The organism is Micromonospora sp. SD12 (genome assembly GCF_052068495.1).
Taxonomy (GTDB): domain Bacteria; phylum Actinomycetota; class Actinomycetes; order Mycobacteriales; family Micromonosporaceae; genus Micromonospora; species Micromonospora echinofusca.
The window spans coordinates 278,589-304,586 of record NZ_JBQHDF010000008.1 but is presented as its reverse complement, the minus strand read 5'-3'; the positions used below and the strand labels follow the sequence as shown (position 1 = coordinate 304,586).

Genomic DNA, 25,998 nt, shown 5'->3' with positions numbered 1-25,998 from the left:
ATCACCGACCCCGAGTACTCGACCACCGCGTTCCTCAAGGGCCTCAAGCAGGTCGACGGGTGGCAGGACATGCCCCTCACGAAGGCCGCGCAGACCGTGCAGGTGTCGGCCTACCCCGACCACTACGCCCAGTGGGAGCAGCAGGCCGCCGACCTGGTCGCCGAGCACTGGAACAGCTGACACACCGAACCGCGGACACCGACTTTCCACCACAAGGGGGATCGCTGGCCGGCACCCGAACCCGGGGTGCCGGCCAGCGGCACGTTCATTGACCTTTCCGCGAAGGGCTTGACCTCAAGTTCGGATGAGGTTCGAGGATCAGTCGGGATCCACGGTCTCCGACAAGTCCCACACGGGAGTACGCATGAGCCCTGACACCGGCTTCTACTCGATCATCGACTACACGGCCGACGGACCCGACACGCAGCGGGAACTGGTGGCCGCCTTCGCGGACGTTCAGGAGCGGTGGGTTCGCTTTTATCCCGGCTACCAGTCGGCCCGGTTCCACGTCAGCACCGACGGAACCCGCGTCTACAACATCGTGCGCTGGGCGAGCAGGGCGGACTACGACAACTTCGTGGCGACCTCCGACACCGAGGGCCGGATGGCAGCCATCGCCGAGGCGCTGGGCGGCCTGTCCGGCAGGGCCGAAGCCCGGATGAGCGGCATCCCCACCTACACGGTCGTCCGCGAGATCGGGCCCGGCCCGCAGAAGACCGACGCCTGACCTCCCGGCCGCCGACGGCCCACCCGAGGGGTCCCGCGGCCGCGGGAGCCGGATCCGACTCGCCCCGAGCAGCGACCGCAGGTCGTGCCGCACGCGGAGGAACTCATGAAGATCGAGATGTACGCGGACGTGCTGTGTCCCTGGTGCTACATCGGCAAGAGGCGCCTCGCCACCGCCCTGACCGGCATCCCCGACCGTCACCGGATACAGGTCGTCTGGCGCAGCTTCGAACTCGCCCCGCACGAGGGCAGGACTCCAGGCCGGACGGCGGCCGAGGCCATGGCGGACTGGTGGGCGGACGCCGCACCCGCCAGGGTCGCCCGCATCCGTACCCTCGGCGGGGCCGAGGGCCTGGAACTCAACCTGCACCTCGCGCGACCGGTGAACACGTTCGACGCCCATCGACTGGGTCACCTGGCCGCCGACCGCGGCGTCGCCGACGAGATGATGGAACGGCTGCTGCGTGCCTACCACACCGAGGGACTCGACGTCGCCGCCCCGGACGTCCTGGAACGGCTGGGCGTCGAGGCCGGGCTGGACGTCGCCGACGTCCGTACCCTGCTGGCCGGTGACGCCTACGCGGACCGTGTCCGGGCCGACGAGCGCCGCGCCGTGGAGTGCGGCGTCACCGGCGTCCCCTCGCTGGTGATCGACGGTCGGCCCCCGATCTCCGGAGTCCAGGCCCCCGATCGGCTCCGCCGCCTGCTCAGCGGCCGGCCGGCCGTACCCGTGGAATAGGACCGGGGCAGCGACGGCGCGCAGCGGTCAGGGCAGGAGCGGCGCGGCGCAGGCGGCGACGGCGGCGGGCAGCGTCGACAGTCGGGTCGCCGGGTCGCCGAGCGGCTCGATCCAGCCCGGACCGGCGCCGTACACCTGGATCGCCGGGAAGTCGCGGGCGAAGCGCACCAGGCGGTACGCGCGCCCGGTGACCGGCGTCTGGGCCCAGGCCACGACGACGCGCGGCCGGACGCGGCGGGCGGCGCTGGCGAGCGCCGTCCACGGCAGGGCCGGTCCGAGCAGCAGGCTGCCCCGCGTCCGCTCGCGCAGCGCGGCGGCGAGGGCGTGCAGGCCGAGGCAGTGCGTCTCCTGCTCGGCTCCGGCCAGCAGCACGCCGCCGGTGGGCAGCGGGCGGCCCGGTACGCGCCGGAACACGTCCAGGCCGACGCGGACGCCCTCGGCGAGGGCGTGCTCGACGGCGACCTCGATGGCCGTGTGCCCGGGCAACGCGGCCAGCATCGGCACGCAGACCTGCTCCCACAGCGCCGCCGCGCCCCACTCGTCGGCCGCCTCGACGACGAGCGCGGCGACCCGGTTGGCGTCGAGGTCCTCGGCGGCCAGGGAGAGATGCTTGCGCGCGGTCTCGACGGCCTCGACCGGCATGGGATCTGTCAGCACCAGACGTACCCCCGGGTAGACGTTCACTACCAGGGGATTCGTCGGGAGGGTCGCGAATGGATGCGCCCGGGTGCGACTAACGGCGGCGGGACGCCGCCCAGCGTGTGGCGAGGGCCGCGGCGCTGCCCCAGATGCCGCGCCGGAACACGAGGACGACGAGGACGAAGATGCCGCCGGTGACCAGGCCGATCGCCTCGAACCCGGAGAACGACAGCCAGTCCTCCAGGCGGACCAGGATGCCCGCGCCGAGCACCCCGCCCCAGAGGGTGCCGATGCCGCCGAGCACCACCACGATGACCGCCTTGCCCGAGGTGGTCCAGTGCAGCACGTCGAGGGAGACGAAGCGGTGGCCGACGGCGAACAGCCCGCCGCCGAGCCCGGCGATGAAGCCCGACAGCACGAACGCGGTCAGCTTGTAGCGGTGCACCGGGTAGCCGAGCGCGCGGGCGCGGGCCGGGTTGTCGCGGATGCCGACCAGCACCCGGCCGAACGGCGAGTGCACGATCCGCCAGGCGGCGGCCAGTCCGAGCAGCACGATCGGCAGGATCGCGTAGTAGAAGTAGTAGTCGTCGGTCAGGTCCAGCCCGAACAGCTCGCGCGGCACGCCCTGGAGGCCGTTCTCGCCGCGGGTGACGGAGCGCCACTCGTTGGCCACGTAGTAGACCAGCTGCGCGAACGCCAGGGTGACCATGGCGAAGTAGATGCCCGTCCGCTTCACCGCCAGGTAGCCGATCGGCACCGCGAGCAGGGCGGCGGCGAGCGCCCCGGCCAGCACGGCCGCCGGGAACGGCAGGCCGAGGTGGATGGCCGTCAGCCCGGTGACGTACGCGGAGGCGCCCCAGAACGCCGCGTGCCCGAAGGACATCAGCCCGGTGAAGCCGAGCAGCAGGTCCACGGCGACGGCGAACAGCGCCCAGCAGAGGATGTCCACCGCCACCGCCGGGTAGAGCCCGTTGGGCAGCCAGAACGCCACCAGCAGCCCGACGGCGAGCAGCGCGTACCGGACCCAGCCGGGCGCCCGGGTCACGGCGACCAGCCCGGACCTCGGCGCGGGGCGACCGGCGTCGGTCGCGGTGTCGACGATGCTCGTCATGCCGGTGCCTCCTCACGGCCGAACAACCCGGCCGGGCGCCAGAGCAGCACGACGGCCATCACGATGAAGACGATCGTCTGCGACACGATCGGGAAGTCGGACAGGTACGCCTCGCCCCACGCCTGCACGAGGCCGATGCCGAAGCCGGCGGCGACGGACCCGAAGATCGAGCCCAGCCCGCCGATCACCACGACCGCGAAGACCACGATGACCAGGTCGGCGCCCATCAGCGGGTTCACGGCCCGCATCGGCGCGGCCAGCACCCCGGCGAGACCGGCGAGGCCGATACCGAAGCCGAAGACCGGGGTCACCCAGCGCCCGACGTCGATGCCGAAGGCCCGGGTGAGTTCGGGCCGCTCGGTCGACGCCCGGACCACCATGCCGATCCGGGTGCGGGTGAGCACCCACCAGACGCCGACGCAGACGGCGACCGCGAAGCCGAGGATGAAGACCCGGTAGGTGGGGAAGTCGAAGAGCCCGAAGTCGACCGACCCGGCGAGCGCGGAAGGGGTCTCGTACGGGCTGGACTGCACGCCGTAGCGGAGCTTCACCAGGTCCTGGAGGATCAGCGTCAGGCCGAAGGTGAGCAGGAAGTTGTAGAGCGGGTCGAGCCGGGTGAGCCGGTGGATGAAGGCCCGCTCCAGGGCCATGCCGACCAGGGCCAGCCCCACCGGCATGATCACCAACGCCGCCCAGAACGGTACGCCCACCTCGGTGAGCAGCACGTACGCGCCGAAGGCACCCAGCATGTAGAACGCCCCGTGGGCGAAGTTGACGACTCTCAGCATGCCGAAGATGACGGCGAGCCCGAGGGCGAGCAGGGCGTAGAACGCCCCGCTCACCAGCCCGTTGAACGTGTTCTGCAGGAAGCCGGTCATGCCCTGGTCACATCTTGCAGTCCGCCGACGGGGCGCGGAACGCCTCGGCGGCGGGGATGGTCTTGAGGACCTTGACGTAGTCCCACGGCTCACTCACCTCGGACTGCGGCTTCACCTGGGCGAGGTAGGCGTCGTGGACGACCCGGTGGTCCTCGGCGCGGAACCTGCCGTTGCGCAGGAAGACGTCGTCGACCTCCTTGCCTTCCAACTCCTTGACGATCGCGTCGGCATCGTCGGTGCCGGCGGTCTGCGCGGCCTCCAGGTACTGCGTGGCGGCGGAGTAGTTGGCCGCGTGCGCGAAGGACGGCCGGGTACCGGTCTCGGACTGGAACCGGTCGGCGAACTCGCGGTTCTTCGCGTCGAAGTTCCAGTACCAGGCGTCGGTGTAGGTGGTGCCGGCGAGCGCGGCCGGGGTGAGCGAGTGGATGTCGGTGATGAACATCAGGCCGACGGCCAGCCCGACGCCCTTGTCCCGCAGCTTGAACTCGTTGTACTGCTTGACCACGTTGACCAGCTCGGCGCCGGCCTGCATGGTGCCGAGCACCTGCGGCTTCGGGTTGAGCGTCGGCGCCTTGAGCAGGAAGGTGGAGAAGTCGCCGCTGGTGTTCGGGAACGGCGCCCCGTCCTTGCCGACGACCTGCCCGCCGGCGGCGGTGATGGCGGTGGAGAAGCTCTTCTCCATGTCCTGGCCGAAGGCGTAGTTCGGGTAGAGGATGTACCAGTTCCTGCCGACCTGCTCGGTGGTGACCTTGCCCGTTCCGTTGGCCAGCATGTAGGTGTCGTACGCGTAGTGGAACGTGTACCTGTTGCAGCTCTTGCCGGTCAGGTCGGTGGTCGCGGCGCCGATGTTGAAGTAGAGCTTCTTCTTCTCCTTCGCCACGTCGGCCACCCGCAGCGCCGCCGACGAGGTGGGCACGTCGAGGATCAGGTCCACGCCCTGGCGGTCGTACATCTCCTGGGCCTTGCTGTTGGCGATGTCGGGCTTGTTCTGGTGGTCGGCGGTCTCCACGGTGATGTCGCCGGTCACCGCCCTGTCGCCGTGCCTGGCCTTGAAGTCGGCGATGGCCATCTGCACGGCCTTCACCGAGTTCTTGCCGGACAGCTCGGAGTACGCGCCGGACTGGTCGTTGAGCACGCCCAGCACGATCCTGCCGCCGGTCAGCTTCTGGTCGCCGCCCGACCGGGGACCACCGCCGCCGCAGCCCGCGACCAGCACCACCGCCGCCGAAGCGGCGGCCACACCCACCGTCCTACGCATACCCATCCCTCCACCCCGCGCGCCGCGCGGGTCGTCGAATCGGAATTCAGATGCCGAGGTACGACAGCAGCTCCCGCTCCCGGGAGCGCACCTCGGAGTTGTCCATCGCCTCCACGACGCGTCCCTCGGCCAGCAGGTAGTGCCGGTCGGCGACGCCGGTGGCGAAGTGCAGGTTCTGCTCGACCAGCAGCACGGTCACCCCGTGCCGCTTGGCCTCGCGCAGCAGGTCGCCGACCTGCCGCACGAGCAGCGGGGAGAGCCCTTCGGTCGGTTCGTCGCAGAGCAGCAGCCGGGCACCCATCCGCAGGACCCGGGCCAGCGCGAGCATCTGCTGCTCGCCGCCGGAGAGCATGGTGGCCGCCGAGTCGCGCCGCTGGTGCAGGGCGGGGAACGCCTCGTACACGCGCTCCAGCGACCACGGGTCGGGGCCGACCCTCGGCGGCAGGGTGAGGTTCTCCGTCACGCTCAGCGTGGCGTAGCTGCCCCGGTCGTCGGGGACCCAACCGAGCCCCAGCCGCGCCCGCCGGTACGCGGGCAGCCGCCCGACGTCGCGCCCGTCCAGCTCCACCGTGCCGCGCTGGCCGGCGTGCAGGCCCATCACGCAGCGCAGCAGGGTGGACTTGCCGGCGCCGTTGCGCCCGACGAGGGTGACCACCTCGCCGGCGGCGACGTCGAGGCTGACCTCCCGCAGCACCTGCGCCTCGCCGTACCAGGCGGACAGGTTCTCAATGCGCAGCATCGGCGGCTCCCAGGTAGGCGGTGATGACGCGCTCGTCGGCGCGCACCTGCTCGTACGGGCCCTCGACGAGGACCTTGCCGGCCTGTAGGACGGTGACGGTGTCGGAGAGCCTCCCGACGACGCTCATGTTGTGCTCGACCAGCACCACCGTCCGGCCCCGCCGCACCCGCGCGACCAGCTCGACGGTGCGGTCGACGTCCTCCAGGCCCATCCCGGCGGTCGGCTCGTCGAGCAGCAGCACCTTCGGGTCGAGGGCGAGGGCGATGGCCAGCTCCAGCGCCCGCTTGCGCCCGTACGCCAACGCCTCGGCGGGGGCCTCGGACAGCTCGGCCAGCCCGACCATGTCGAGCAGCTCGCCGGCCCGGTCCGTGTAGCGGCGCATGAGCTTCGCCGAGCGCCAGAACCGCCAGCCCAGCCCGCTCCGGCTCTGCAACGCCAGCTCGACGTGCTCCCGGGCGCAGAGCTGCGGGAAGAGGCTGGTGATCTGGAACGACCGGGCCACGCCCAGCCGGGCGACCCGCTCCGGGGGCAGCCCGGTGATGTCGCGGCCGTCCAGCTCGATCCGTCCGCCGCTGGGCCGCAGGAAGCCGGTGAGCAGGTTGAACAGGGTGGTCTTCCCGGCGCCGTTCGGGCCGACGAGCGCATGGACGCTCTCCGCCGCGATGTCGAGGTCGACCCCGTCGACCGCCCGGAAGCCCCGGAAGTCACGGGTCAGCCCGCGGGCCGACAGGAGCGCTCGCCCGGCCATCGCCTACTCCTTCGTAGGTCCGGCGACGACCGGAACGGTGACCGCGGTCACATGGCCGTCGCGTGCTGGAAACCTACGGCGGCGCCGGGACGTCGAACTATGTCGATGGCAGCCACATTCCGGGGCGTCGGGCCGTGCGGAACCCCCACGCCGCGCCCCACCTGCGCCTCACCTTGACCGGTGTCCCTAGGGTGATGGGCCCCTCCCGCGAAAGGTGCCGAGCGAATGCCCTTCGGCTTCACTGTTGCGATCATCTTCGCCGTCGGTCTGGCGATCTCCGGCCTGCTCGCCCTCGCCGCCCCGAACAGGCCCACCAAGCGCACCGCCACCCTGGCGGCACTCGGCTGCCTCGCCGGCGCGCTCGTGTTCATCGTCGGCTCCAGCGCCCACTCCGTGCCGATCCGCTCGGTCGGCATCGTGACCAGCTTCAACAAGCCGACGGGCAAGGTCACCGGCTCGGGCCTGAAGTGGGTCGCCCCCTGGCACAAGGTCGGCGAGTGGGACGCGGGCCGGCAGAAGTACGACCACATCGGCGGCGACCACTGCGTCCGGGTCCGCACCGGCACGCTCGCCGACGCCTGCGTCGAGGTGCTCGTGGAGTGGCAGGTCAAGCCGGAGAACGCGCCGAAGCAGTTCATGGACTACAAGGGCGACTTCGACAGCTTCCGGGGCCAGCGGGTGGGCGTGCAGCTCGACAGCGCCGTCAACGACGCCTTCGCGACGTACAACCCGCTGGAGAAGATCGACGCGAACACCGGCAACCTGAACGTGGACCTGAAGCCCTTCGCCGAGAGCATCAAGTCCAGCGCGGAGACGCGGCTCTCCAGCGACGTCGACATCCTGTCGGTCACGATCACCCGGGTCAACCACGACGACAAGACCGAGGGCAACATCAAGGCGTTCCAGGACAAGCTCGCCCAGACCCGCAACCTGGAGCAGGACCGCAAGAACGCCGCCATCCAGAAGCAGATCACCGAGACGAACGCGAAGGTCGACAAGGTCTCGCGGTGCCTGGAGATCGCCGAGCGCAACGGCAGCAACCCCGGCCTCTGCATCAACCCCGGGATCGTCACCGGCGCCAAGTGACCACCGGCCGGCGTCGACCCGCCCCGGAGGAGCCCCGGTTCAGCCGGTGAGCGCGTCCAGGGCGAGGTCGACGTCGTCCTCGGTGGAGTAGACGTGGAAGGACGCCCGCACCCGGCCGGCGCGTACGGCCGCCCGCACGCCCGCCCGCTCCAGCCGCTGCGCCGCGTCGGGCACCTCGACCGCGACGATGGCGCTCTCCCCCGGCGGCCGGCCCAACCCGGCGAGGAACCGGTTGGCCAGCGCCACGTCGTGCGCGTGCACGGCCGGCACGCCGATCTCGGCGACCAGCTCAAGGGCGGGCGCCGTGCCGACCCAACTGAACCAGGCCGGCGAGATGTCGAACCGGCGGGCGTCGGCGGCCAGGCGCAGCGGCGGGCCGTAGTAGGAGGCGTGCGGGTCCTCCCCCGCGTACCAGCCGGCGGCGTCGGGGCGCAGCCGCTCCCGCAGCGCGGGCGCCAGGTAGGCGAACGCGGAGCCGCGCGGGGACATCAGCCACTTGTACGCCCCGACCGCCACCACGTCGGCCAGGCCCGCGTCGAACGGCAGCCAGCCGCACGCCTGGGTGGCGTCGACCGCGACGAGGGCGCCGTGCGCCCGGGCCGCCGCGACGATCTCGGCGTACGCGGCGACCGCGCCGTCGGCCGACTGCACCAGGCTGAACGCGACCAGGTCCGTGTCGGCGTCGATCGCGTCGACGAGCCCGGCCAGCGGCACGGTACGCACCCGCACGCCCCGCTCGGCCTGCACCAGCCACGGGAAGAGGTTGGAGGTGAACTCGACCTCCGGCACCACGACGGTCGCGCCGGCGGGCAGGGCGGCGGCGACCGGGGCCAGCAACTGCGAGACCGTGCTGCCGACCGTGACGTCGGCGGCCGGCACCCCGACCAGCCCGGCGAAGGCGGCCCGCGCCCGCTCGGTGGCCCGGCCCCAGCCCTCCCACGACGTACGCCCGGCCCGCCAGTCGACCATCGCCTCCTGCACCGCGTCCCACGCCGGCTCGGGCGGGAGCCCGTAGCTGGCGGTGTTCAGCCAACCCGGCTGCGGCTGCCACAACTTCTGCGCCTGTGCGATCTCCACGCCGTCGACGCTAGCCACCCGCGCGGCGGACCGGGACGGCCAATCCGGCGCTCGCGGCCCCTGGTGCTGCCTTCAGGTCGCCGTGCGCAGGGCGTGCAGACCTCGTCGTACCTCGTCGAGCCCCCGGTCGAGGTCCCAGGCGGCGATCTCGTGCAGCGGATGGCGCTCGCGGAGGAGTCGGACCAGTTCCAGGCCGACCAGGTAGCCGCAGCGGCGCGGCAGGTCGCCCCGGTGGACGCTGTCGCGCATGAGGAACCAGGCGGCGTACCGGTCGAGGTCGGTGGCGTCCATGTCGGCGGCGATCCGGTGCAGGATCTCCGGCCAGCGGCGCCGGCAGTCGGCGAGCCACTGCCGGTGTGTGGCGCCCATCCAGAGGTACTCGTCGTCCGGTCGTCGCGGGTCCAGTTCGGCCGTGACCTGGGTGGCCAGCCCTTCGGTGAGCAGCGCGTTGGCGACCCCGTGCTCCGGCCAGTCCCGGATGCGGGCCAGCCGGTCGTGCACCACGTGCGCCACCTCGTGCCGGACCAGCAGTTCGTCGTGCTCCGGCTCGCCGAGCCGCTCGACGGCGAGGAACAGGGCGAGCCGGCCCCGGAACTCGTCGGCCCAGCCGTTGGACTGTTCCAGCCCGACCAGCAGGACACAGTCGAGCGGATCTCCGTCGCCAGGCCAGCCCATCGCCCGGCCCACCCCGGCGACGGTGGCGGGCAGCAACGCGGCCAGCCGCTCCGCGCGCGCGGCGAACACCGCCTCCCGCCCGTGCAGCCGCTCCAGGACACCTTCGAGATCGCCCACCCCGGACCAGTCGCCCTGACGGTCCAGCGTCGCGTACAGGTCGCGGTGGGGTGCCAGGTAGTGCGTCCGCCACAGCTGCGCCCACCGCTGCCGGGGGGCGTGCGCGGCCCGGCGCGCGTACGCCAGGAAGTCCGGCACCAGGTCGCGGACCCGCAGCGGGCTCGCGGCGGCCTCCCCGGCGGGCACGGTCATGCCCGCGATCATGCCGCATCCGCCGCGGCCCCGCTTGATCGCTCGTGGGGATGCTGGTGCGGTGGTCAGTCGAGGCGGTCGGCGCGGTGGAGCAGGTACCGCCGCTCGACCTGGTTGTCCGTCAGGGCGGCGGCCTCGCGGTACAGGGTGGCCGCGCCGGCCGCGTCGCCGGTCGTCTCGAGCAGGTGGGCCCGCACCGCGCGTTCCCGTCGCCGGGTCAGGGGTTCCCGATCCAGCCGGAAGCGCCCGTTGAGGTCGTCGAGCAGGGCCAACCCCCGGGCGGGCCCGTACGCCCGCGCCACCGCGACCACCCGACTCAGCCGTACCGGCGCGGTGGGGTGCAGTCGTTCGAGCCACAGGTAGAGCGCCGCGATCTGCGGCCAGTCGGTGTTCTCCGGCGACCCGGTGCCGGCGTGCACGGCCGCGATCGCCGCCTGCAACTGGTACGGGCCCACCTCGCGCCGGCTCCAGACGCTGTCGATCAGCGCGGTGCCCTCGCGGACGAGGTCGGGGTTCCACCGGGTCCGGTCCTGCTCGTCCAGCGGCACCAACTCGTCGTCGCGGCCGGTGCGGGCGGCCCGCCGAGACTCGGTGAGCAGCATCAGCGCGAGCAGCCCGGTGACCTCGGCGTCGCCCGGCAGGCTGGCGTGGAGCATCCGGGTCAGCCGGATCGCCTCGCGGGTCAGGTCGACGCGGGCGAGTTCGGCACCGGCGGAGGCCGTGTAGCCCTCGTTGAAGACCAGGTAGAGAACCCGCGTCACCGCGATCATCCGGTCGTGCCAGTCGGCGTCGGCCGGCGGGGTGAAGCGGGCGCCGGCACGGGCCAGTTGCTGTTTGGCGCGACTGATCCGGGTGCCCATGGTGCCCTCGGTCGTCCCGTGGGCGTGTGCGATCTCGGCGGTCGTCAGGCCCCCCACCGCGCGCAGCGTGAGCGCGACCTGGGAGGTGGTGCTCAGCGCCGGATGGCAGCAGAGCAGCAGCAGGGTGAGGCTGTCGTCGGTCGCCGGCGGAGGGTGCGCCCGGCGGGCCGGCTCGCGCATGGCCAGCTCGGCCGCCGCGGCCTCCTGCTCGCGCCGGCGCCGGGCCCCCTCGGAGCGGAGCAGGTCGACCATCCGCCGGTAGCCGATCCGGATCAGCCAGCTACGCGGGTTCTCCGGCACGCCGTCGACCGGCCACGCCCGGCTCGCGGTGAGCAGCGCCTCCTGCACCGCGTCCTCGGCGACGTCGAAGTGACCGAAGCGCCGCACCAACGCGCCGAGCACCTGCGGCGCCTCGGTGCGCAGCAGGTGATCGACGTCGGCGGTCACGCCGGCGCCCCCGTTCGTGCCCTCTCCAGGACCTCCGCTCGCGGGCCCGCGCGGGTGGGTCATGCCGTGAAGTCCTCGCCCATGATCGGTCGGATCTCGATCGGCTCACCCAGCACCTCGACGATCCGCGAGGCGATCTCGACGGCCCGTTCCCGACTCGCCACGTCGATCACGGCGAAGCTGGCCAGGACCTCCTTCAGCTCGGCGAACGGCCCGTCGGTGGCGACCATGCCGGACGGGGTCGGGCGGACGGTGGCGCTGACCACGGGGTGACCGAGACCCTCGCTGCCGACGAACTCGCCGGTCTCGGTCAGTTCCCGCTCGAACCTCTGGTACGCGGCGAACGCGGCCATCGCCTCCTCGGACGGGACGTCGGCGGTCGCGGCGTCCCAGGCGGCGGCCGGCGTGTAGCTGAGCAGCAGGTACTTCACGGTTCCTCTTCCTGGTCGGGCCTGGGCCGACGGTACGTGGGGTCAGGCGGGGCGGCGCAGGGACAGGGCGAGGACGGTCGTCCAGGTGAAGGCGACGAGCCCGTTCACGGCGATCTGGATGCTCATCCGGTCCGGCGACATGGGCAGCAGCAGGACGAGCGCGGCGACGCCGTTCAGCACGGCCGGCAGCACCGCCCGGCGGCGCACGTGCCGGACCGCCAGCACGATCGCGGCGACGGCCAGCGCGGTGAAGGCGACGGCTGCCGAGGCCGAGTGCGCGACGCCGTGCCAGGACATCCGCGCGACCGGCCCGTCCGGGGTGCCGACCGGGAAGCCGTACTCCGGGTCCATGGTGAACAGGCCGGCGGCGACCAGCCCGGCGCCGAAGATCCCGACGAGGATCGGCAGCGCCCGCCGGCCGACCCCCGCGGTGAGGGTGCGCCGGATCCCGGCGGCCAGCGCCAGCCCGCCGAGGCCGGCGAGCACGAACGTCGCGATCTGGATCCAGCCGAGGTTGCCGGTGGCGAGCTGGCTGATCGGGTGTCGGGTGATGTCGAAGCCCTCCCGGGTCAACATCTGGACGACGGCCGAGGCGAAGAAGACCGGTCCGGCGAGGGCACCGGCGAGCAACAGGTGGTCGGGCGAGCGGCGGGCAGTGGGGACGGCGAGGGTGGCCATGGGTTCCTCCCTGGTGGGTTCCTGCCGCTACCTCGTGGCTGGCCCCGGGATCTCGACACGACCAGAAAGTGATCGGGGTCACATCGGGCGCGTGTCGAGACCCGCCGGCCGCCTCCGAGGTACCGGCAACAACCCATCAAGGAGGACGAGATGTCTGAGACCCACCAGCCGAGCGCCGACCTGACGGTCCTGGACCGCCTGGTCGGCACCTGGACGGTCACCGGCGGCGCCGAGGGTACCGTGACGTACGAGTGGATGGAGGGCCGGTTCTTCCTGCTCCAGCGCGTCGCGCTCACCCAGTTCGGCCAGCCCGTCACCGGCCTGGAGGTGATCGGCAACCTGCGCCCGTTCGGCGAGCCGGCGGGCGCGGACGTGGTGTCGCGGTTCTACGACTCGACCGGCAACACCCTCGACTACGTCTACGAGCTGACCGGCGACAAACTGACGATCTGGGGCGGCGCGAAGGGCAGCCCGGCGTACTACGAGGGCACGTTCAGCGCCGACGACACCACGGTCACCGGCGAGTGGGTCTACCCCGGCGGGGGCGGCTACCCCTCGACCATGACGCGGGTGTGACCCCGGCCCGGCCCCGCCGGCGTCAGCTGACGTTGGCGGGGCCGAGGACGCTCTTCAGGTCGCCCATCAGCGCGGTGGTGGCCGCCACCCGGAACGGCCCCAGCCGCAGGGTGGTGGTCCGCCCGCCGTTGAGCAGCTTGACGTGCACCTCGGTGTCGCCCGGGTGCAGGACCAGGGTCTCCTTGAGCCGCTCCACCAGCGGCGGGGTGCACCGGTGCACCGGGATGGTCAGGGTGATCGGCTTGCTCCCCGGGGTGCTGCTGACGTCCGGCATGGACATGTCCATCGCCATGATCCGGGGCGTGTCGTCGCGCCGGTCGACCCGCCCCTTGACCACCACGATGGCGTCCTCGGCGATGTACTGCCCGATCACCTCGTAGGTGTTGGGGAAGAAGAGGGTCTCCACGCCGCCGGCGAGGTCCTCCAGGGTGGCCGAGGCCCAGGCCCGGCCCTGCTTGGTGACCCGCCGCTGCACCCCGGAGAGGATGCCGGCGAGGGTGACCACGGCCCCGTCCGGGACGGTGCCCTCCTCCGACAGGGCGGCGATGGTGCAGTCCGCCGCCGCGCCGAGGACGTGCTCCAGGCCGAACAGCGGGTGGTCGGAGACGTAGAGGCCGAGCATCTCGCGTTCGAAGGCGAGCTTGTCGCGCTTGTCCCACTCCCCGTCGCCGATCACCGGCATCACCGTGGTGCTGCTGGTCTCCGCGTCGCCGAAGCCGGCCCCGAAGAGGTCGTACTGGCCGACGGCCTCCTTGCGCTTGACGTCGGCGTACGCGTCGATCGCCTCCGCGTGCACCGTGAGCAGCGCCTTGCGGGCGTGCCCGAGCGAGTCGAACGCCCCGGCCTTGATCAGCGATTCGATGGTCTTCTTGTTGCAGACCACCGCGTCGACCTTGGAGAGGAAGTCGTAGAAGTCGGCGTACTCGCCCTTCTCGTCGCGGCAGCGCATGATCGCGGCGACGACGTTGGCGCCGACGTTGCGTACGGCGCCGAGGCCGAAGCGGATCTCCTTGCCGACCGGGGTGAACGGCCCGGCGGAGGTGTTCACGTCCGGGGGCAGCACCTGGATGCGCATCCGGCGGCACTCCGAGAGGTAGAGCGCCATCTTGTCCTTGTCGTCGCCGACGGAGGTGAGCAGCGCCGCCATGTACTCGGCCGGGTAGTGCGCCTTGAGGTACGCGGTCCAGTACGACACCAGCCCGTACGCCGCCGAGTGCGCCTTGTTGAAGGCGTAGCCGGCGAACGGGACCAGCACGTCCCAGACCTTCTGGATCGCCTCGTCGGAGTAGCCGTGTGCGCGGCAGCCGTCCCGGAACGGGATGAACTCCTTGTCGAGGATCTCCTTCTTCTTCTTGCCCATCGCCCGGCGCAGCAGGTCGGCCTGGCCGAGGGTGTAGCCGGCGAGGATCTGCGCGGCGCGCTGCACCTGCTCCTGGTAGACGATCAGGCCGTGGGTGGGCGCGAGGATCTCCCGCAGCGGCTCCTCCAGCTCCGGATGGATCGGGGTGATCTCCTGGAGGCCGTTCTTGCGCAGCGCGTAGTTGGTGTGCGAGTCGACGCCCATCGGGCCGGGCCGGTAGAGCGCGAGGACGGCGGAGATGTCCTCGAAGTTGTCCGGCTTCATCATCCGCAGCAGGGAGCGCATCGGCCCGCCGTCGAGCTGGAACACGCCCAGCGTGTCGCCCCGGGCCAGCAGCTCGTACGCGGGCTTGTCGTCCAGCGGCAGGGCCAGCAGGTCCAGCTCCTTGCCGTGGTTGAGCTGGATGTTCTTCACGGCGTCGTCGATGATCGTCAGGTTGCGCAGGCCGAGGAAGTCCATCTTCAACAGCCCGAGCGACTCGCACGTCGGGTAGTCGAACTGGGTGATGATGACCCCGTCGGAGTCCCGGCGCATCAGCGGGATGTGGTCGATGATCGGCTCGGCGGACATGATGACGCCGGCGGCGTGCACGCCGGTCTGCCGGATCAGCCCCTCGATGCCCCGGGCCGTGTCGATGACCTTCTTGACGTCCGACTCGGCCTCGTACATGCCCCGGAGCTCGCCGGCCTCGGCGTAGCGCGGGTGCTTGGGGTCGAAGATCCCCTCCAGCGGGATGTCCTTGCCCATCACCGCCGGGGGCATCGCCTTGGTGATCCGGTCCCCGACCGCGTACGGGTAGCCGAGCACCCGGGCCGAGTCCTTGATCGCGGCCTTCGCCTTGATGGTGCCGAAGGTGGCGATCTGGGCGACCTTGTCCTCGCCCCACTTGTCGGTGACGTACTTGATGACCTCGCCGCGCCGACGCTCGTCGAAGTCGATGTCGACATCCGGCATCGAGACGCGCTCGGGGTTGAGGAACCGCTCGAAGATCAGGCCGTGCTGGATCGGGTCGAGGTCGGTGATGCCCAGCGCGTACGCCACCAGCGAGCCGGCGGCCGAGCCACGGCCGGGGCCCACCGCGATGCCCTGGTTCTTGGCCCACTGGATGAAGTCGGCGACCACGAGGAAGTAGGACGGGAAGCCCATCTGGGTGATGACGCCCAGCTCGTACTCGGCCTGCCTGACGTGCTCCTCGGGGATGCCGCCGGGGTAGCGCCGGTCCAGCCCGGCGAAGGTCTCCTTGCGGAACCAGGACTCCTCGGTCTCGCCCTCGGGCACGGGGAAGCGGGGCATCAGGTTGTGGAACTCGAACATCCCGGCGGGGTCGACCTTCTCGGCCACCAGCAGGGTGTTGCGGCAGCCCTCCAGCCACAGGTCGGAGTTGTCGACGGCGCGCATCTCGTCGGCGGACTTGATGTAGTAGCCGCTGCCGTCGAACCTGAACCGGTTCGGGTCGGCGACGTTCGCCGCCGTCTGCACGCAGAGCAGCACGTCGTGCGCCTCGGCCTGGGACTCGTGCGTGTAGTGCGAGTCGTTGGTGACCACGGGCGGGATGTCCAGCTTGCGGGAGATGTCGTGCAGCTCCTGGCGGACCCGGCGCTCGATGCTGATGCCGTGGTCCATGACCTCCAGGAAGTAGTTCTCCTTGCCGAAGATCTCCTGGTATCTCGCGGCGGCCTTGAGCGCCTCGTCGTACTGGCCCAGGCGCAGCCGCGTCTGCACCTCACCGGAGGGGCAGCCGGTGGTGGCCATCAACCCCTCGGAGTTGTCGGCGAGCAGCTCCGCGTCCATCCGCGGCCACTTGACGAAGAACCCCTCGGTGTACGACCGGCTGGTGAGCTTGAAGAGGTTGTGCAGCCCGGTCTTGTTCTTCGCCCAGATCGTCATGTGCGTGTAGCCGCCGCTGCCGGAGACGTCGTCGCTCTTCTGCTCCGGGCGGCCCCAGCGCACCCGCTGCTTGTGGAAGCGCGACTCGGGCGCCACGTACGCCTCGATGCCGAGGATCGGGGTGACGCCGGCGGCCATCGCCTGCTTGTAGAAGTCGTTCGCGCCGTGCATGTTGCCGTGGTCGGTCATCGCCACCGCCGGCATGCCCTGCCGCTTGACCTCGGCGAAGAGGTCCTTCAGCCGGGCCGCCCCGTCGAGCATCGAGTACTCCGTGTGCACGTGCAGATGCGCGAACGAATCGCCCATGCGTGGCGCCCCCCGGGTCGGATCATGGGTTGGTCGAGCTCGGACGGCCTACCCTATCGCCGCCGCCGAACGCGGCTCCAGACGCCGCGCGGACGGGCCGGGCCGGGGTGGCGCGGGTCTCTCCGACCGCCCCGGGGGCGGGCCGCCGGCGGCCGACCGGGCTGCCCGGCGGCCTCCGACAGTCGGTTCCCGGACTCGTGGCGCCGCGTGTGGCGGCGCCGGCCGTAGCCTGGGCGGACGGTATCCGGCGAGCATTGGACGACCTGATGCCCCTCCCGGACGGTGTCGAGGAACTGGCCGCCTCGGCGTCGCGCGGTGACCCCGCCGCGCTCGACGCGCTGCTGGTCGCGGTGCGCCCCGAGGTGCTGCGCCTCTGCGCCCGCCTGCTGCCGCACCGGGAGGACGCCGAGGAGGCGTGCCAGGACACGCTGCTCGCGCTGGCCCGGGGCATCGGCCGGTTCGAGGGCCGCTCGTCGTTGCACACCTGGTTGTACCGGCTGGCGGCCAACCGGTCCCGCTCCACGTACCGGGTGCTGCGCCGGCGCTGGCTGGTGGAGGCGGGCGGCGTGCCGCTGCCGGAACCGGTGGACCCGCGTCGCACGAGCGTGGTCGCCGGAACCCGGCTGGACCTGCTCGACGCGCTCGACGCGCTCCGCGGCGACCTGGCCGAGGCGGTGGCCCTGCGCGACGTCCTCGGGCTGGGCTACCGGGAGATCGCCGGCCTGCTCGGCGTGCCCGAGGGCACCGTCAAGTCACGCATCCACGAGGCCCGCCGGCAGCTTCGTCACCGGCTCTCCGGCGAGCCCGCCGCCGAGCGGGGGCGGCGGTGACGGCGCGACGGCGCGTCGGCGTCGCGGTCGTCGCCCTGGTCGTGGCCGTGCCGGTGGCGGGCTGCGGCGGGGACGTGCCCGTCTCGCCCCTGCCCGTGCAGGCGCCGGCCGCGCCGACAGCGCCGGCCGCCCACTCCCCCGGCCCGCCGTCGGCCACCGCGTCGTCGGCGTCGCCGCCGCGACCGGGCGCCCCCGGCACGTCGGCCGTCGTTCCCCCGCCCCGCCGGCCCCCACCCGCCGCGCGGCCCACGACCGCCGCCGGGCGTACGCCGAGCGCGACGGCGTCGCCGAGCGGACCGCCCGGCACCTGCTTCGGGGCGGTACGCCACGACGTGGTGCTGGCCGAGACCGAGCTGGCGCTGCTCACCTCGCTCTGCTTCGCCACCGGCGGGGTGCTGCGGCTCATCGGCATCGGCCCGGGCGAGGTGGGCGTGGACCGGGAGGACCTGGTCTCCCGCAGCTACGAGGCCGGGGTGGTCGACGTCCGGTTCGTGCGCCCCGGCACCGTGGCCGTGCTGATCCCGCAGGGCGGCACGACGCACACGGTCACCGTGGTGGTGCGGTGACGGGCGGGCTCACCGCACCCGCACCCCGGCCAGCAGGGTGTCGACGAAGTCGGCCCGACCGTTGGCCGGGGGCGTGACCTGCACGTAGATCAGGCCGGCGCGGCCGGGGGCGAGCCCGGCGGCCTCCACGATCTCGGGTCGGCCCTCGTCGCAGGTGAACCGGGCCACCACCCACTCCACGCCCGCCTGGCGGGTACGGCGTACCGGCCAGGCGGCGCACGCCGCGTGCGGACGCTCGGCGACGAATCCGGCCGGGGTGCCGCGTGCCGCGCTGTCGGCCGACAGCCCGACGAAGGCGCCCGGCATGCTCGGGTCGGCCGCCCACCGGTGCGGGTCGGGCGACATCACCAGCGCCGGTTCGAGCCGGCCGTCGGCACCGTACCGGCCGGCCCAGCCGGTGCCGGCGGCCCGCCAGCCGGGCGGCAGCGCGACGGTCAACGGTCCGCTCGTCGCGCTTTCGGCGTCGCGCCCACCGGTCGTGTCGTCCCCGCCCGTGGCCCCGGCTGCGACGAGCGCCAGCACGCCCAGCGCCAGTACGCCGAGACGGCTGCGGGTGACCGCCCGTCCCCGCGCGCGCACCCGCCGGGGCGGGGAGCCGGCCGGCGCGGGGGCGGCTCGCGGGTTCCCCGGTGACGCGCCGGCGACGGCCCGGCCGGGCGACGGTCCGCCCGGCCCGGCTGCCGACGCCACGGGGACGGAACGGTCGGGCGCGGTGACGGCGCGCCGCAGGGCGAGGCGGAAGGCGGCGGCGTCCGGGTACCGGTCGGCGGGTCGGTGCGCGGTGGCCCGGCGCAGCACGGCGAGCACCTCCGGCGGGACGCCCCTTCCCTGCCCCTCGACGCGCTCCCCGTCGCCGCCCCCACCGCCCCGACGCGCCCCGGTCGCCACGTCGCCGGCGCGCCCGTCGAGGCCGTCGTCCGGGGTGGCGGTCGGACCGTCGTCCGGGGTGGCGGTCGGGGCGGCGGCCCGGGGGACGGTGGTGCCGGCGGCCGGGGCGAGGAGTCGCAGGCCGAGGCGGCCCAGGCCGTACACGTCGGCGCGGGTGTCCACGACGGCGAGCGGGTCGTCCTGCTCGGGGGCCATGTAGCCGGGGGTGCCGGCCCGGGCCGTCAGGCCGGAGGCGGCGGCGAGGGCCTTGGCCAGCCCGAGGTCGGCGATGAGCACCCGCTCGCCGTCCGGACCGGAGCGGAACAGGACGTTGCCGGGCGTCAGGTCGCGGTGCACGACGCCGTGGCGGTGCAGGACGGCCACCCCGGCGGCGACCTCGCCCAACAGGTCCAGGGCGACGGACAGGGGCATCGGGCCGGTCGCCAGCCGCTCGTGCAGGCTGCCGCCGTCGGCCCAGGCCATCACCGAGTACGGCCGGCCGTCGGGCAGCTCGCCTGCGGCGTGGACGCGGATCAGCCGCTCGTCGTCGAGCCGGCGCAGCAGGCGGGCCTCGTCGAGGAACCGCTCCCGCACCCGCAGGTCGTGGTGCCAGTTCTCGGCCAGCACCTTGATCGCCACCCGGGAGTCGAGCACCGGGTCGTGGGCCAGCCAGACCGTCGCGAACGACCCCGTGCCCAGCAGCCGCTCGATCCGGTAGGGCCCGATCCGCTCCGGACTGGTCACCGCACCACCCCCGACACCGGCACCGCCGGCCGCCGTTCCGCCTCGACAGTAGACGGCGCGTCGGTCCGGCGGCAGCCCTCGGCGGCGCGGCCGGCGCGCATCCGGGGGCGTGTCGGTCGGGAACCCGACGAACCGATCGGGTCGGCGGGGAGACCAAGAGGACAAGGACACCCGCACCCTCGAGGAGGAGATCCCCGTGCACCGTCTCTCGTACACCGTCGTCACCGCCCTGCTGGCCACGGCCGGGCTCGTGCCGATCACCCTGGCGGCCCCGGCCGCCGCCGCACCCCTGCCGTCCGTCGCCGCCGGGCACCCGGCGGGCCGTCCCGGCAGTGACGCCGCCGCCGACCCCGACGAGGTCCGGATCATCAGTGTCCGGGGCGCCGGACCGTTCCGGATCGGGGCCGACCTGGCTCGCCTCTCGGCGGCCGGCCTCATCGACTGGGTCGCGCCGGGCTGCGCCGGCACGGTCCACACCGGCGTGACCGGGGCCTGGGCGGGCAAGATCCTGCTGACCTTCCGCGACGGGCGGCTGGTCGAGGTGGGCACCGCCACCGCGCCGCCGCGTACGCCCGCCGGGGCGGGGGTGGGCATGTCCTTCGCCGCCCTGGAGGAGATCTACGGCCCGCGCGGCTCGATGATCCGCAACGACGCGGGCGACGCGTCGGCGTACCTGGTGCGGGTCGGTTCCCGGGTGGAGCTGTTCACCGGGCACCCGATCCGGCCCGGGGTCGGCTACCTCCAGGTCGGGCTGGCCTACGTCGTCGAGCGCGGTTTCCGGGAGGGCCGGCCCTGCTGAGCGGCCGGCACCACGGCGGCGGATCCCCGAAGGGGGTCCGCCGCCGCCCGTTTCGCCCGAACACACTGATGGTGGAGCACACGATGTTATGGCGGTGGACGATAGTGTGTGTCACACAGTATCGTGTGACGCATGGTGAGCGATGAGATCCTGCGAACGCACCTCCAGGAGTTGCGTCGGGGAACCGTGGTGGTGGCGAGCCTCGTCGCGCTGCGCCGCCCCGACTACGGTTACGCGTTGCTGCAACGCCTCTCCGACCACGGCTTCCCGGTCGACGCCAACACGCTCTACCCGCTGCTGCGGCGCCTGGAGGAGCAGGGGCTGCTGACCAGCGAGTGGAACACCGAGGAGAGCCGGCCGCGCAAGTTCTACCGGACCAGCGAGGAGGGCGAGTCGGTGCTGGGCCGGCTCCTCACCGACCTCGCCACAGTGCAGACCTCCCTGACCGGGCTGATCGAAGGAGCCGACCGATGACCACCCTGACCGACCGATACCTCGCCGCGACCCTGCGCTCGGTGCCGGTCGCGCGCCGCGCGGAGATCGCCACCGAGCTGCGCGCCTCGATCGAGGACATGGTCGAGAGCCGTGCGGCCGGCGGGCAGGACGCCGCCACCGCCGAGCGGGAGGTGCTCACGGAGCTGGGCGACCCGGACAAGCTCGCCGCCCGCTACGCCGACCGCCGGTTGCAGCTCATCGGCCCGGCCTACTACCTGGCCTGGTCGCGACTGATGAAGCTGCTGCTCAGCTTCATTCCGGCCCTGGCCGGTGTGCTGGTCGGGCTGCTGCAGACCGCCGACGGCGGCGACGTCGGTGACGCGATCGGCGGGGGCATCTCCGCCGCCTTCCAGGTGGCCGTCCAGATCGCCTTCTGGGTGACCGCGGTCTTCGCCGTGCTGGAGCGCACCAAGACGCCCCTGCACCTGCCCGAGTGGAGCGTCGACCAGCTCCCGGAGGACACGACCGACCGGCAGATCACCCTGAGCGACATCGCCGCCTCGGTCACCTTCCTGGCACTGATCATCGCCTACCTGCCGATGCAGCACTTCCGCTCGTTCGTGCCCACCGACGACGGCGAGAACCTGCCGATCCTCGACCCGGCGCTGTGGAGCTTCTGGCTGCCGTTCCTGATCGCGGTGCTGGTGGCCACGATCGGCCTGGAGATCGCCAAGTACCGCACGGGGCGGTGGACCTGGCCACTGGTCGCGGTCAACGCGGTGCTCGGCCTGGCGTTCGCGGCGCCGGTGGTCTGGCTGATGTCGACCGACCGGCTGCTCAACCCCGACTTCGTGGCCCGCTTCGAGTGGCTCGGCGAGGGCGACAACCTGAACCTGGTGGCGACGGCCGTGATCGCCGGCACCGTGCTCGTGACGCTCTGGGACATCCTCGACAGCGCCGTCAAGACGTGGCGTAACCGCACCTGATCCCGTCCACACCACCACCACGGCCCGGCAGGCCCCACGGCTGCCGGGCCGTGGCACGTGCCGGCCTCTGGTGCCCGTGGGCACCGGGCGTACGACCTACCCGCCGGCCGGTGCGGGCGCCACCGCCCGGTGGCCCGAGCCGTCCCGGTCGGGTGCCGGACCGGCGGCGACCGGCGGGATGAGATCCTGACCTGGATGAACAGCGAAGCCGACGAGGACTGGCAGCGGCCGGGGCCCACCCCCGAGCAGCGCCGGCTGGACGTCTACACCGGGCTGGCCGCCACCGTCCTGGCGCTGTTCAGCCTGACCCTGGCCCGCAGCGCCGGCGCGTTCCTGCTCGGGCCGCCGCCATCGGGGCCGGAGCAGATCTTCTGGACCGTCGCGGTGACCCTGCCGCTGATCTGGCGACGCCGGTTCCCCGCCGCCGTCACGCTGGTGGTCTCGGTCGCGTTCATCGCCGCGCAGGCCCGCTCCGCCCCGGAGACGCAGATCGCCTCGTGGGCGCTGTTCGCCGCCCTCTACACGCTGGGCGCGTGGGGCCGGGACCGGCGGCTGTCCCGGCGACTGCGGATCGGCGTCATCGCCACCATGTTCCTGTGGCTCGGGATCTACTACGCGACCACCTACACCACCATCCCCGCCGACGCGTTCGCCCGCGCGGTCGGGCCCGTGCCCCCGTTGCTCGCGGCGATGGTGAACGGGGTACTGGTCAACGGCCTCTACTTCGGGTTCGCGTACTTCTTCGGGGAGACCGCGTGGCTGGCCGCCCGGCGCCAGCACGAGGTGCAGGCGCGGGCCGAGGAACTGCGCCGCTCGCAGGCCGAGGTCCGCGAGCACGCCGTGGTGGGCGAGCGGGTCCGCATCGCCCGCGAGCTGCACGACGTGGTCGCCCACCACGTGTCGGTGATGGGCGTGCAGGCGTCCGCCGCCCGCCGGGTGTTCGACAAGGACCCGGTGAAGGCCCGCGCCGCGCTGAGCGCCATCGAGGAGACGGCCCGCACGGCCGTCGACGAGCTGCGCCGGATGCTCGGCCTGCTCCGCGCCCGCGACGGCGGCCCGGAGCGCGAGAACCAGCCGGGACCGGCCGGCATCGACCAGGTCGAGGCCCTGGTCGAGCGCGCCCGCGAGGCCGGGCTGCGGAGCACCGTCGGGGTGTACGGGGATCCGGGGCCGCTGCCGGAGTCGGTCTCGCAGGCCGCGTACCGGGTGGTCCAGGAGGCCGTGACGAACGCGCTCAAGCATGCCGCCGGGGCGACCGCGCTCGACGTGCGGATCCGCTACCTGGCCCACGAGGTGGAGGTCGACGTGACCGATGACGGACGGGCCACCGGCCCGGCGAACGCCGACGGGCTCGGCCTGGTCGGGATGCGCGAGCGGGTCGCCACCCACGGCGGTGCGCTGGAGATCGGCCCACGCGCGGGCGGCGGCTGGCGGGTGCGGGCCCGGTTCCCGCTGCCGCTGCCGGTGGGGCGGCCCGCGTGAGCGCCGACCACGAGGCGCCCGGGGCCGACCGGCCGATCCGGGTGCTGCTCGCCGACGACCAGCATCTCGTGCGTACCGGCTTCCGGGTCATCCTCGAGGTGGAGGACGACATCGAGGTCGTCGGGGAGGCCGCCGACGGGGAGCGGGCCGCCAGCATGGCCCGGGCGCTGCGCCCGGACGTGGTGCTGATGGACGTGGAGATGCCCGGGGTCGACGGGCTGGAGGCCACCCGGCGGATCACCGCCGGGGACGACGGGCCGGGCGGACCGGCCGTGCTGATCCTCACCACCTTCGACCGGGACGACTACCTGTTCGCCGCGCTGCGCGCCGGTGCCAGCGGCTTCCTGCTCAAGAACGGCACCCCGGAGGACCTGATCGAGGCGATCCGGGTGCTGGCCCGGGGCGACGGCCTGCTCGCCCCGGAACTCACCCGGCGGGTGATCGCCACCTTCGCCCGACCCGGCGGATCCGTCACGTCGGGCGGCCCGCGCACCGCTCCCGAGGCGGCGCTGCGCGACCTGACCCCCCGCGAGCGGGAGGTCCTGGTCCTGGTCGCCGGCGGTGCCAGCAACGGCGAGATCGCCGCCGCCTTGCACCTGGGCGAGGCGACGGTGAAGACGCACGTCAGCCGGGTGCTCGCGAAGCTGGGCCTGCGCGACCGGGTGCAGGCGGTGGTCTTCGCGTACGAGCACGGGGTGGTGCGCCCCGGCGGCTGACCGGTCTCCGCCACGAGGGGGACGGCACGCTCGATCTCGGGACGGACGGCGCGCCGCGCCCGACGATCTAGCGTGGACGCCGTGACCAATGTGCTCCGCCTCGACGGCGTCGACCGCAGCTTCGGCGACCGGCGGGTGCTCCAGAACGTGTCCTTCGACGTGGCCGCCGGCCGGATGACCGGCTTCGTGGGCGGCAACGGCGCCGGCAAGACCACCACCATGCGGATCATCCTCGGGGTGCTCGCAGCGGACGCCGGTGAGGTGACCTGGCGGGGTGCGCCGCTGACCCGCGAGGCCCGCCGCCGCTTCGGCTACATGCCGGAGGAGCGCGGCCTCTACCCGAAGATGAGCGTCCGGGACCAGATCGCCTACCTGGGCCGGCTGCACGGCATGACCGCCGCCGCGGCGGGCCGCAGCACCGACGCGCTGCTGGAGCGGGTCGGCCTCGCCGAGCGCGGCGACGACCTGCTGGAGACGCTGTCGCTGGGCAACCAGCAGCGCGCGCAGATCGCCGCCGCCCTGGTGCACGACCCCGAGGTGCTGGTGCTGGACGAGCCGTTCTCCGGCCTCGACCCGCTGGCCGTGGACACGGTCGTCGCCGTCCTGCGCGAACGGGCGGCCACCGGGGTGCCGGTGCTCTTCTCCAGCCACCAGCTCGACGTCGTCGAGCGGCTCTGCGACGACCTGGTGATCATCGCCGACGGCGTGATCCGGGCCGCCGGCAGCCGGGAGGAACTGCGCGCGACGTACACCTCACCCCGCTACGAGCTGGTGGTGCAGACCGACGCCGGCTGGCTGCGCGACGAGCCCGGGGTGACCCTCGTCGACCTCGACGGCGCGCGCGCCGTGTTCGACCTCGCACCCGGCGCGGACGAGCAGCCGGTGCTGCACGCGGCGCTGGCCCGGGGCCCGGTCCGCGCGTTCCGCCCGGTCAGCCCGTCCCTCACCGAGATCTTCCGAGAGGTCGCCCAGTGAACACCACGCAGGCCACCCGGCTGGTCGCCGCCCGGGAGATCCGGGTCAAGCTGCGCGACCGCACCTTCCTGTTCAGCACCCTGTTCTTCCTGCTGATCGCCGCCGCCGCGACCATCCTGCCGCCACTGCTCTCCGGCGGCCCGTCGAGCGTGGCGGTGACCGAGGCGGCGGCCGGCCCGCTGCGCGAGGCGGGGCTCGAGGTGCGTACGGTCCCCGACGACCGCGCCGCCGAGCAGGCCGTACGCGCCGGCGACGCCGACGCCGCCGTGGTCTCCGGGCCGGCGGTGCTGGCCATGGACGAGGCCCCCGACGACGTGGTGGCGGCGCTGAGCACCCAGCCCGCGGTCCGGCTGCTGGACCCCGACGCGGTGGACCCGGTGGTGGCCTTCCTGGTGCCGTTCGCCTTCGCGTTCATCTTCTTCATCACCTCGCAGACCTTCGGCGTGCAGATCGCGCAGAGCATCGTCGAGGAGAAGCAGACCCGGATCGTGGAGATCCTGGTGGCCGCGGTGCCGGTACGGGCGCTGCTGGCCGGCAAGATGATCGCCGGAACCGTACTGGCGCTCGGGCAGATCGCCCTGGTCGCCCTGGTGGCCGTGATCGGGGTGCAGTTCGGCGACAGCGGCGGGCTGCTCTCGCTGCTGGCCCCGGCGATCGGCTGGTTCCTGCCGTTCTTCCTGCTCGGCTTCGTGCTGGTCGCCGCGATGTGGGCGGCGGCCGGGGCGCTGGTCAACCGCCAGGAGGACATCGCCGGCGTGTCGACGCCGGTGCAGTTGGCGGTCATGCTGCCGTTCTTCGCGGTGGTCTTCCTGAACGACAACGCGACGGCCATGCGTGTGTTGTCCTACCTGCCGTTCTCCGCGCCGACGGCCATGCCGCTGCGGCTGTTCACCGGCGACGCGGCCGGCTGGGAGCCGCTGGTGTCCCTGGCGCTGCTGCTGGTCGCCGCCGCCGCGTTCGTGGCCGCCGGCGCCCGGGTCTACGAGGGTTCGCTGCTGCGCACCAACGGCCGCACCTCGGTGCGGGCGGCGTGGCGCTCGCGCGAGACGCTGGGCTGAGCGACGTCGC

The 25,998-nt window shown here is 73.0% G+C and carries 26 protein-coding genes and 1 pseudogene; 14 read left to right on the top strand and 13 right to left on the bottom strand.

From position 1 onward, the window contains the following. From ACTMS2_RS18585 to ACTMS2_RS18575, 3 genes and pseudogenes are all read left to right on the top strand, one after another. A pseudogene (locus ACTMS2_RS18585) lies at positions 1-180 on the top strand (hypothetical protein); the annotation flags it as partial. A gap of 184 nt (positions 181-364) precedes the next feature. Then, positions 365-727 carry an antibiotic biosynthesis monooxygenase gene (locus ACTMS2_RS18580; protein WP_441176487.1) on the top strand — a complete coding sequence of 121 codons (363 nt, stop codon included), beginning with the start codon at positions 365-367 and terminating at the stop codon, positions 725-727. 105 nt (positions 728-832) lie between these two features. Then, positions 833-1,465 (top strand): DsbA family oxidoreductase, encoded by a 633-nt coding sequence (locus ACTMS2_RS18575; RefSeq protein WP_441176486.1) that lies wholly within the window; start codon positions 833-835, stop codon positions 1,463-1,465. Positions 1,466-1,492: 27 nt separating this feature from the next. On the opposite strand, the gene ACTMS2_RS18570 is transcribed toward ACTMS2_RS18575, so the two are convergent. The 6 genes from ACTMS2_RS18570 to ACTMS2_RS18545 all read right to left on the bottom strand — a co-directional run bounded on the left by ACTMS2_RS18570 (position 1,493) and on the right by ACTMS2_RS18545 (position 6,838). Then, complete coding sequence (locus tag ACTMS2_RS18570; protein WP_441176485.1) at positions 1,493-2,122, bottom strand: transcriptional regulator; 630 nt, start codon at positions 2,120-2,122, stop codon at positions 1,493-1,495. A gap of 76 nt (positions 2,123-2,198) precedes the next feature. After that, positions 2,199-3,215, bottom strand: a complete 1,017-nt coding sequence (locus tag ACTMS2_RS18565; protein WP_441176484.1) for a branched-chain amino acid ABC transporter permease — start codon at positions 3,213-3,215, stop codon at positions 2,199-2,201. Further along, positions 3,212-4,093, bottom strand: coding sequence for a branched-chain amino acid ABC transporter permease (locus ACTMS2_RS18560; protein ID WP_441176483.1), 882 nt, complete (start codon positions 4,091-4,093; stop codon positions 3,212-3,214). The genes ACTMS2_RS18565 and ACTMS2_RS18560 overlap by 4 nt, the downstream gene beginning before the upstream one ends. Before the next feature lie 7 nt (positions 4,094-4,100). After that, positions 4,101-5,357: an ABC transporter substrate-binding protein gene (locus ACTMS2_RS18555; RefSeq protein WP_441176482.1), complete on the bottom strand. Its 1,257-nt coding sequence runs from the start codon at positions 5,355-5,357 to the stop codon at positions 4,101-4,103. Positions 5,358-5,397: 40 nt separating this feature from the next. Then, positions 5,398-6,090 carry an ABC transporter ATP-binding protein gene (locus ACTMS2_RS18550; protein WP_089001027.1) on the bottom strand — a complete coding sequence of 231 codons (693 nt, stop codon included), beginning with the start codon at positions 6,088-6,090 and terminating at the stop codon, positions 5,398-5,400. Beyond that, positions 6,077-6,838 carry an ABC transporter ATP-binding protein gene (locus ACTMS2_RS18545; RefSeq protein ID WP_441176481.1) on the bottom strand — a complete coding sequence of 254 codons (762 nt, stop codon included), beginning with the start codon at positions 6,836-6,838 and terminating at the stop codon, positions 6,077-6,079. The genes ACTMS2_RS18550 and ACTMS2_RS18545 overlap by 14 nt, the downstream gene beginning before the upstream one ends. A gap of 225 nt (positions 6,839-7,063) precedes the next feature. On the opposite strand from ACTMS2_RS18545, the gene ACTMS2_RS18540 reads away from it, so the two are divergent. Continuing rightward, positions 7,064-7,924, top strand: a complete 861-nt coding sequence (locus ACTMS2_RS18540; RefSeq protein ID WP_441176480.1) for an SPFH domain-containing protein — start codon at positions 7,064-7,066, stop codon at positions 7,922-7,924. A 39-nt stretch (positions 7,925-7,963) separates the two neighbouring features. Here ACTMS2_RS18540 and ACTMS2_RS18535 read toward each other — a convergent pair whose 3' ends face one another. The 5 genes from ACTMS2_RS18535 to ACTMS2_RS18515 all read right to left on the bottom strand — a co-directional run bounded on the left by ACTMS2_RS18535 (position 7,964) and on the right by ACTMS2_RS18515 (position 12,401). After that, positions 7,964-9,001: an aminotransferase class V-fold PLP-dependent enzyme gene (locus tag ACTMS2_RS18535; protein ID WP_441176479.1), complete on the bottom strand. Its 1,038-nt coding sequence runs from the start codon at positions 8,999-9,001 to the stop codon at positions 7,964-7,966. Between the two features lie 72 nt (positions 9,002-9,073). After that, positions 9,074-9,985: a hypothetical protein gene (locus ACTMS2_RS18530; protein WP_441176478.1), complete on the bottom strand. Its 912-nt coding sequence runs from the start codon at positions 9,983-9,985 to the stop codon at positions 9,074-9,076. Positions 9,986-10,050: 65 nt separating this feature from the next. Then, complete coding sequence (locus ACTMS2_RS18525; protein WP_441176477.1) at positions 10,051-11,292, bottom strand: RNA polymerase sigma factor; 1,242 nt, start codon at positions 11,290-11,292, stop codon at positions 10,051-10,053. 59 nt (positions 11,293-11,351) lie between these two features. Then, positions 11,352-11,723 (bottom strand): YciI family protein, encoded by a 372-nt coding sequence (locus tag ACTMS2_RS18520; RefSeq protein WP_441176476.1) that lies wholly within the window; start codon positions 11,721-11,723, stop codon positions 11,352-11,354. 42 nt (positions 11,724-11,765) lie between these two features. Beyond that, on the bottom strand, positions 11,766-12,401 hold the full coding sequence (locus ACTMS2_RS18515) for a DUF998 domain-containing protein (RefSeq protein WP_441176475.1): 636 nt from the start codon (positions 12,399-12,401) through the stop codon (positions 11,766-11,768). A gap of 150 nt (positions 12,402-12,551) precedes the next feature. Between ACTMS2_RS18515 and ACTMS2_RS18510 the strand changes: the two genes are divergently transcribed. Beyond that, positions 12,552-12,977: a hypothetical protein gene (locus ACTMS2_RS18510; RefSeq protein ID WP_441176474.1), complete on the top strand. Its 426-nt coding sequence runs from the start codon at positions 12,552-12,554 to the stop codon at positions 12,975-12,977. 22 nt (positions 12,978-12,999) lie between these two features. Here the strand turns inward: ACTMS2_RS18510 and dnaE are convergent, their stop codons facing one another. Further along, on the bottom strand, positions 13,000-16,530 hold the full coding sequence (gene dnaE / locus ACTMS2_RS18505) for a DNA polymerase III subunit alpha (RefSeq protein WP_441176473.1): 3,531 nt from the start codon (positions 16,528-16,530) through the stop codon (positions 13,000-13,002). Positions 16,531-16,796: 266 nt separating this feature from the next. Here dnaE and ACTMS2_RS18500 point away from each other — a divergent pair, with 266 nt between their 5' ends. Next, positions 16,797-17,360 carry an RNA polymerase sigma factor gene (locus ACTMS2_RS18500; RefSeq protein WP_089003569.1) on the top strand — a complete coding sequence of 188 codons (564 nt, stop codon included), beginning with the start codon at positions 16,797-16,799 and terminating at the stop codon, positions 17,358-17,360. Next, a complete protein-coding gene (locus ACTMS2_RS18495) occupies positions 17,357-17,926 on the top strand; it encodes a hypothetical protein (protein WP_441176472.1) in 570 nt (189 codons plus the stop codon). The genes ACTMS2_RS18500 and ACTMS2_RS18495 overlap by 4 nt, the downstream gene beginning before the upstream one ends. A 9-nt stretch (positions 17,927-17,935) precedes the next feature. On the opposite strand, the gene ACTMS2_RS18490 is transcribed toward ACTMS2_RS18495, so the two are convergent. Next, the gene (locus tag ACTMS2_RS18490; protein WP_441176471.1) at positions 17,936-19,537 is read right to left on the bottom strand and encodes a serine/threonine-protein kinase; all 1,602 of its coding nucleotides are present in this window, start codon (positions 19,535-19,537) and stop codon (positions 17,936-17,938) included. A 196-nt stretch (positions 19,538-19,733) separates the two neighbouring features. On the opposite strand from ACTMS2_RS18490, the gene ACTMS2_RS18485 reads away from it, so the two are divergent. The 7 genes from ACTMS2_RS18485 (at position 19,734) to ACTMS2_RS18455 (ending at position 25,988) form a co-directional block, all read left to right on the top strand. Beyond that, a complete protein-coding gene (locus ACTMS2_RS18485; RefSeq protein ID WP_441176470.1) occupies positions 19,734-20,336 on the top strand; it encodes a hypothetical protein in 603 nt (200 codons plus the stop codon). Between the two features lie 132 nt (positions 20,337-20,468). After that, positions 20,469-20,810 (top strand): PadR family transcriptional regulator, encoded by a 342-nt coding sequence (locus ACTMS2_RS18480; RefSeq protein ID WP_089001033.1) that lies wholly within the window; start codon positions 20,469-20,471, stop codon positions 20,808-20,810. Continuing rightward, positions 20,807-21,757, top strand: coding sequence for a permease prefix domain 1-containing protein (locus ACTMS2_RS18475; protein WP_441176469.1), 951 nt, complete (start codon positions 20,807-20,809; stop codon positions 21,755-21,757). The genes ACTMS2_RS18480 and ACTMS2_RS18475 overlap by 4 nt, the downstream gene beginning before the upstream one ends. Before the next feature lie 195 nt (positions 21,758-21,952). Continuing rightward, positions 21,953-23,239 carry a sensor histidine kinase gene (locus ACTMS2_RS18470; protein WP_441176468.1) on the top strand — a complete coding sequence of 429 codons (1,287 nt, stop codon included), beginning with the start codon at positions 21,953-21,955 and terminating at the stop codon, positions 23,237-23,239. Further along, complete coding sequence (locus ACTMS2_RS18465; RefSeq protein WP_441176467.1) at positions 23,236-23,955, top strand: response regulator; 720 nt, start codon at positions 23,236-23,238, stop codon at positions 23,953-23,955. Before ACTMS2_RS18470 ends, ACTMS2_RS18465 begins: the two co-directional genes overlap by 4 nt. Positions 23,956-24,036: 81 nt before the next feature. Continuing rightward, positions 24,037-24,930 (top strand): ABC transporter ATP-binding protein, encoded by an 894-nt coding sequence (locus ACTMS2_RS18460; protein WP_441176466.1) that lies wholly within the window; start codon positions 24,037-24,039, stop codon positions 24,928-24,930. Beyond that, entirely contained in the window at positions 24,927-25,988 is a 1,062-nt protein-coding gene (locus ACTMS2_RS18455; RefSeq protein WP_089001036.1) for an ABC transporter permease, read from the top strand. The genes ACTMS2_RS18460 and ACTMS2_RS18455 overlap by 4 nt, the downstream gene beginning before the upstream one ends. Positions 25,989-25,998: the final 10 nt, after the last annotated feature.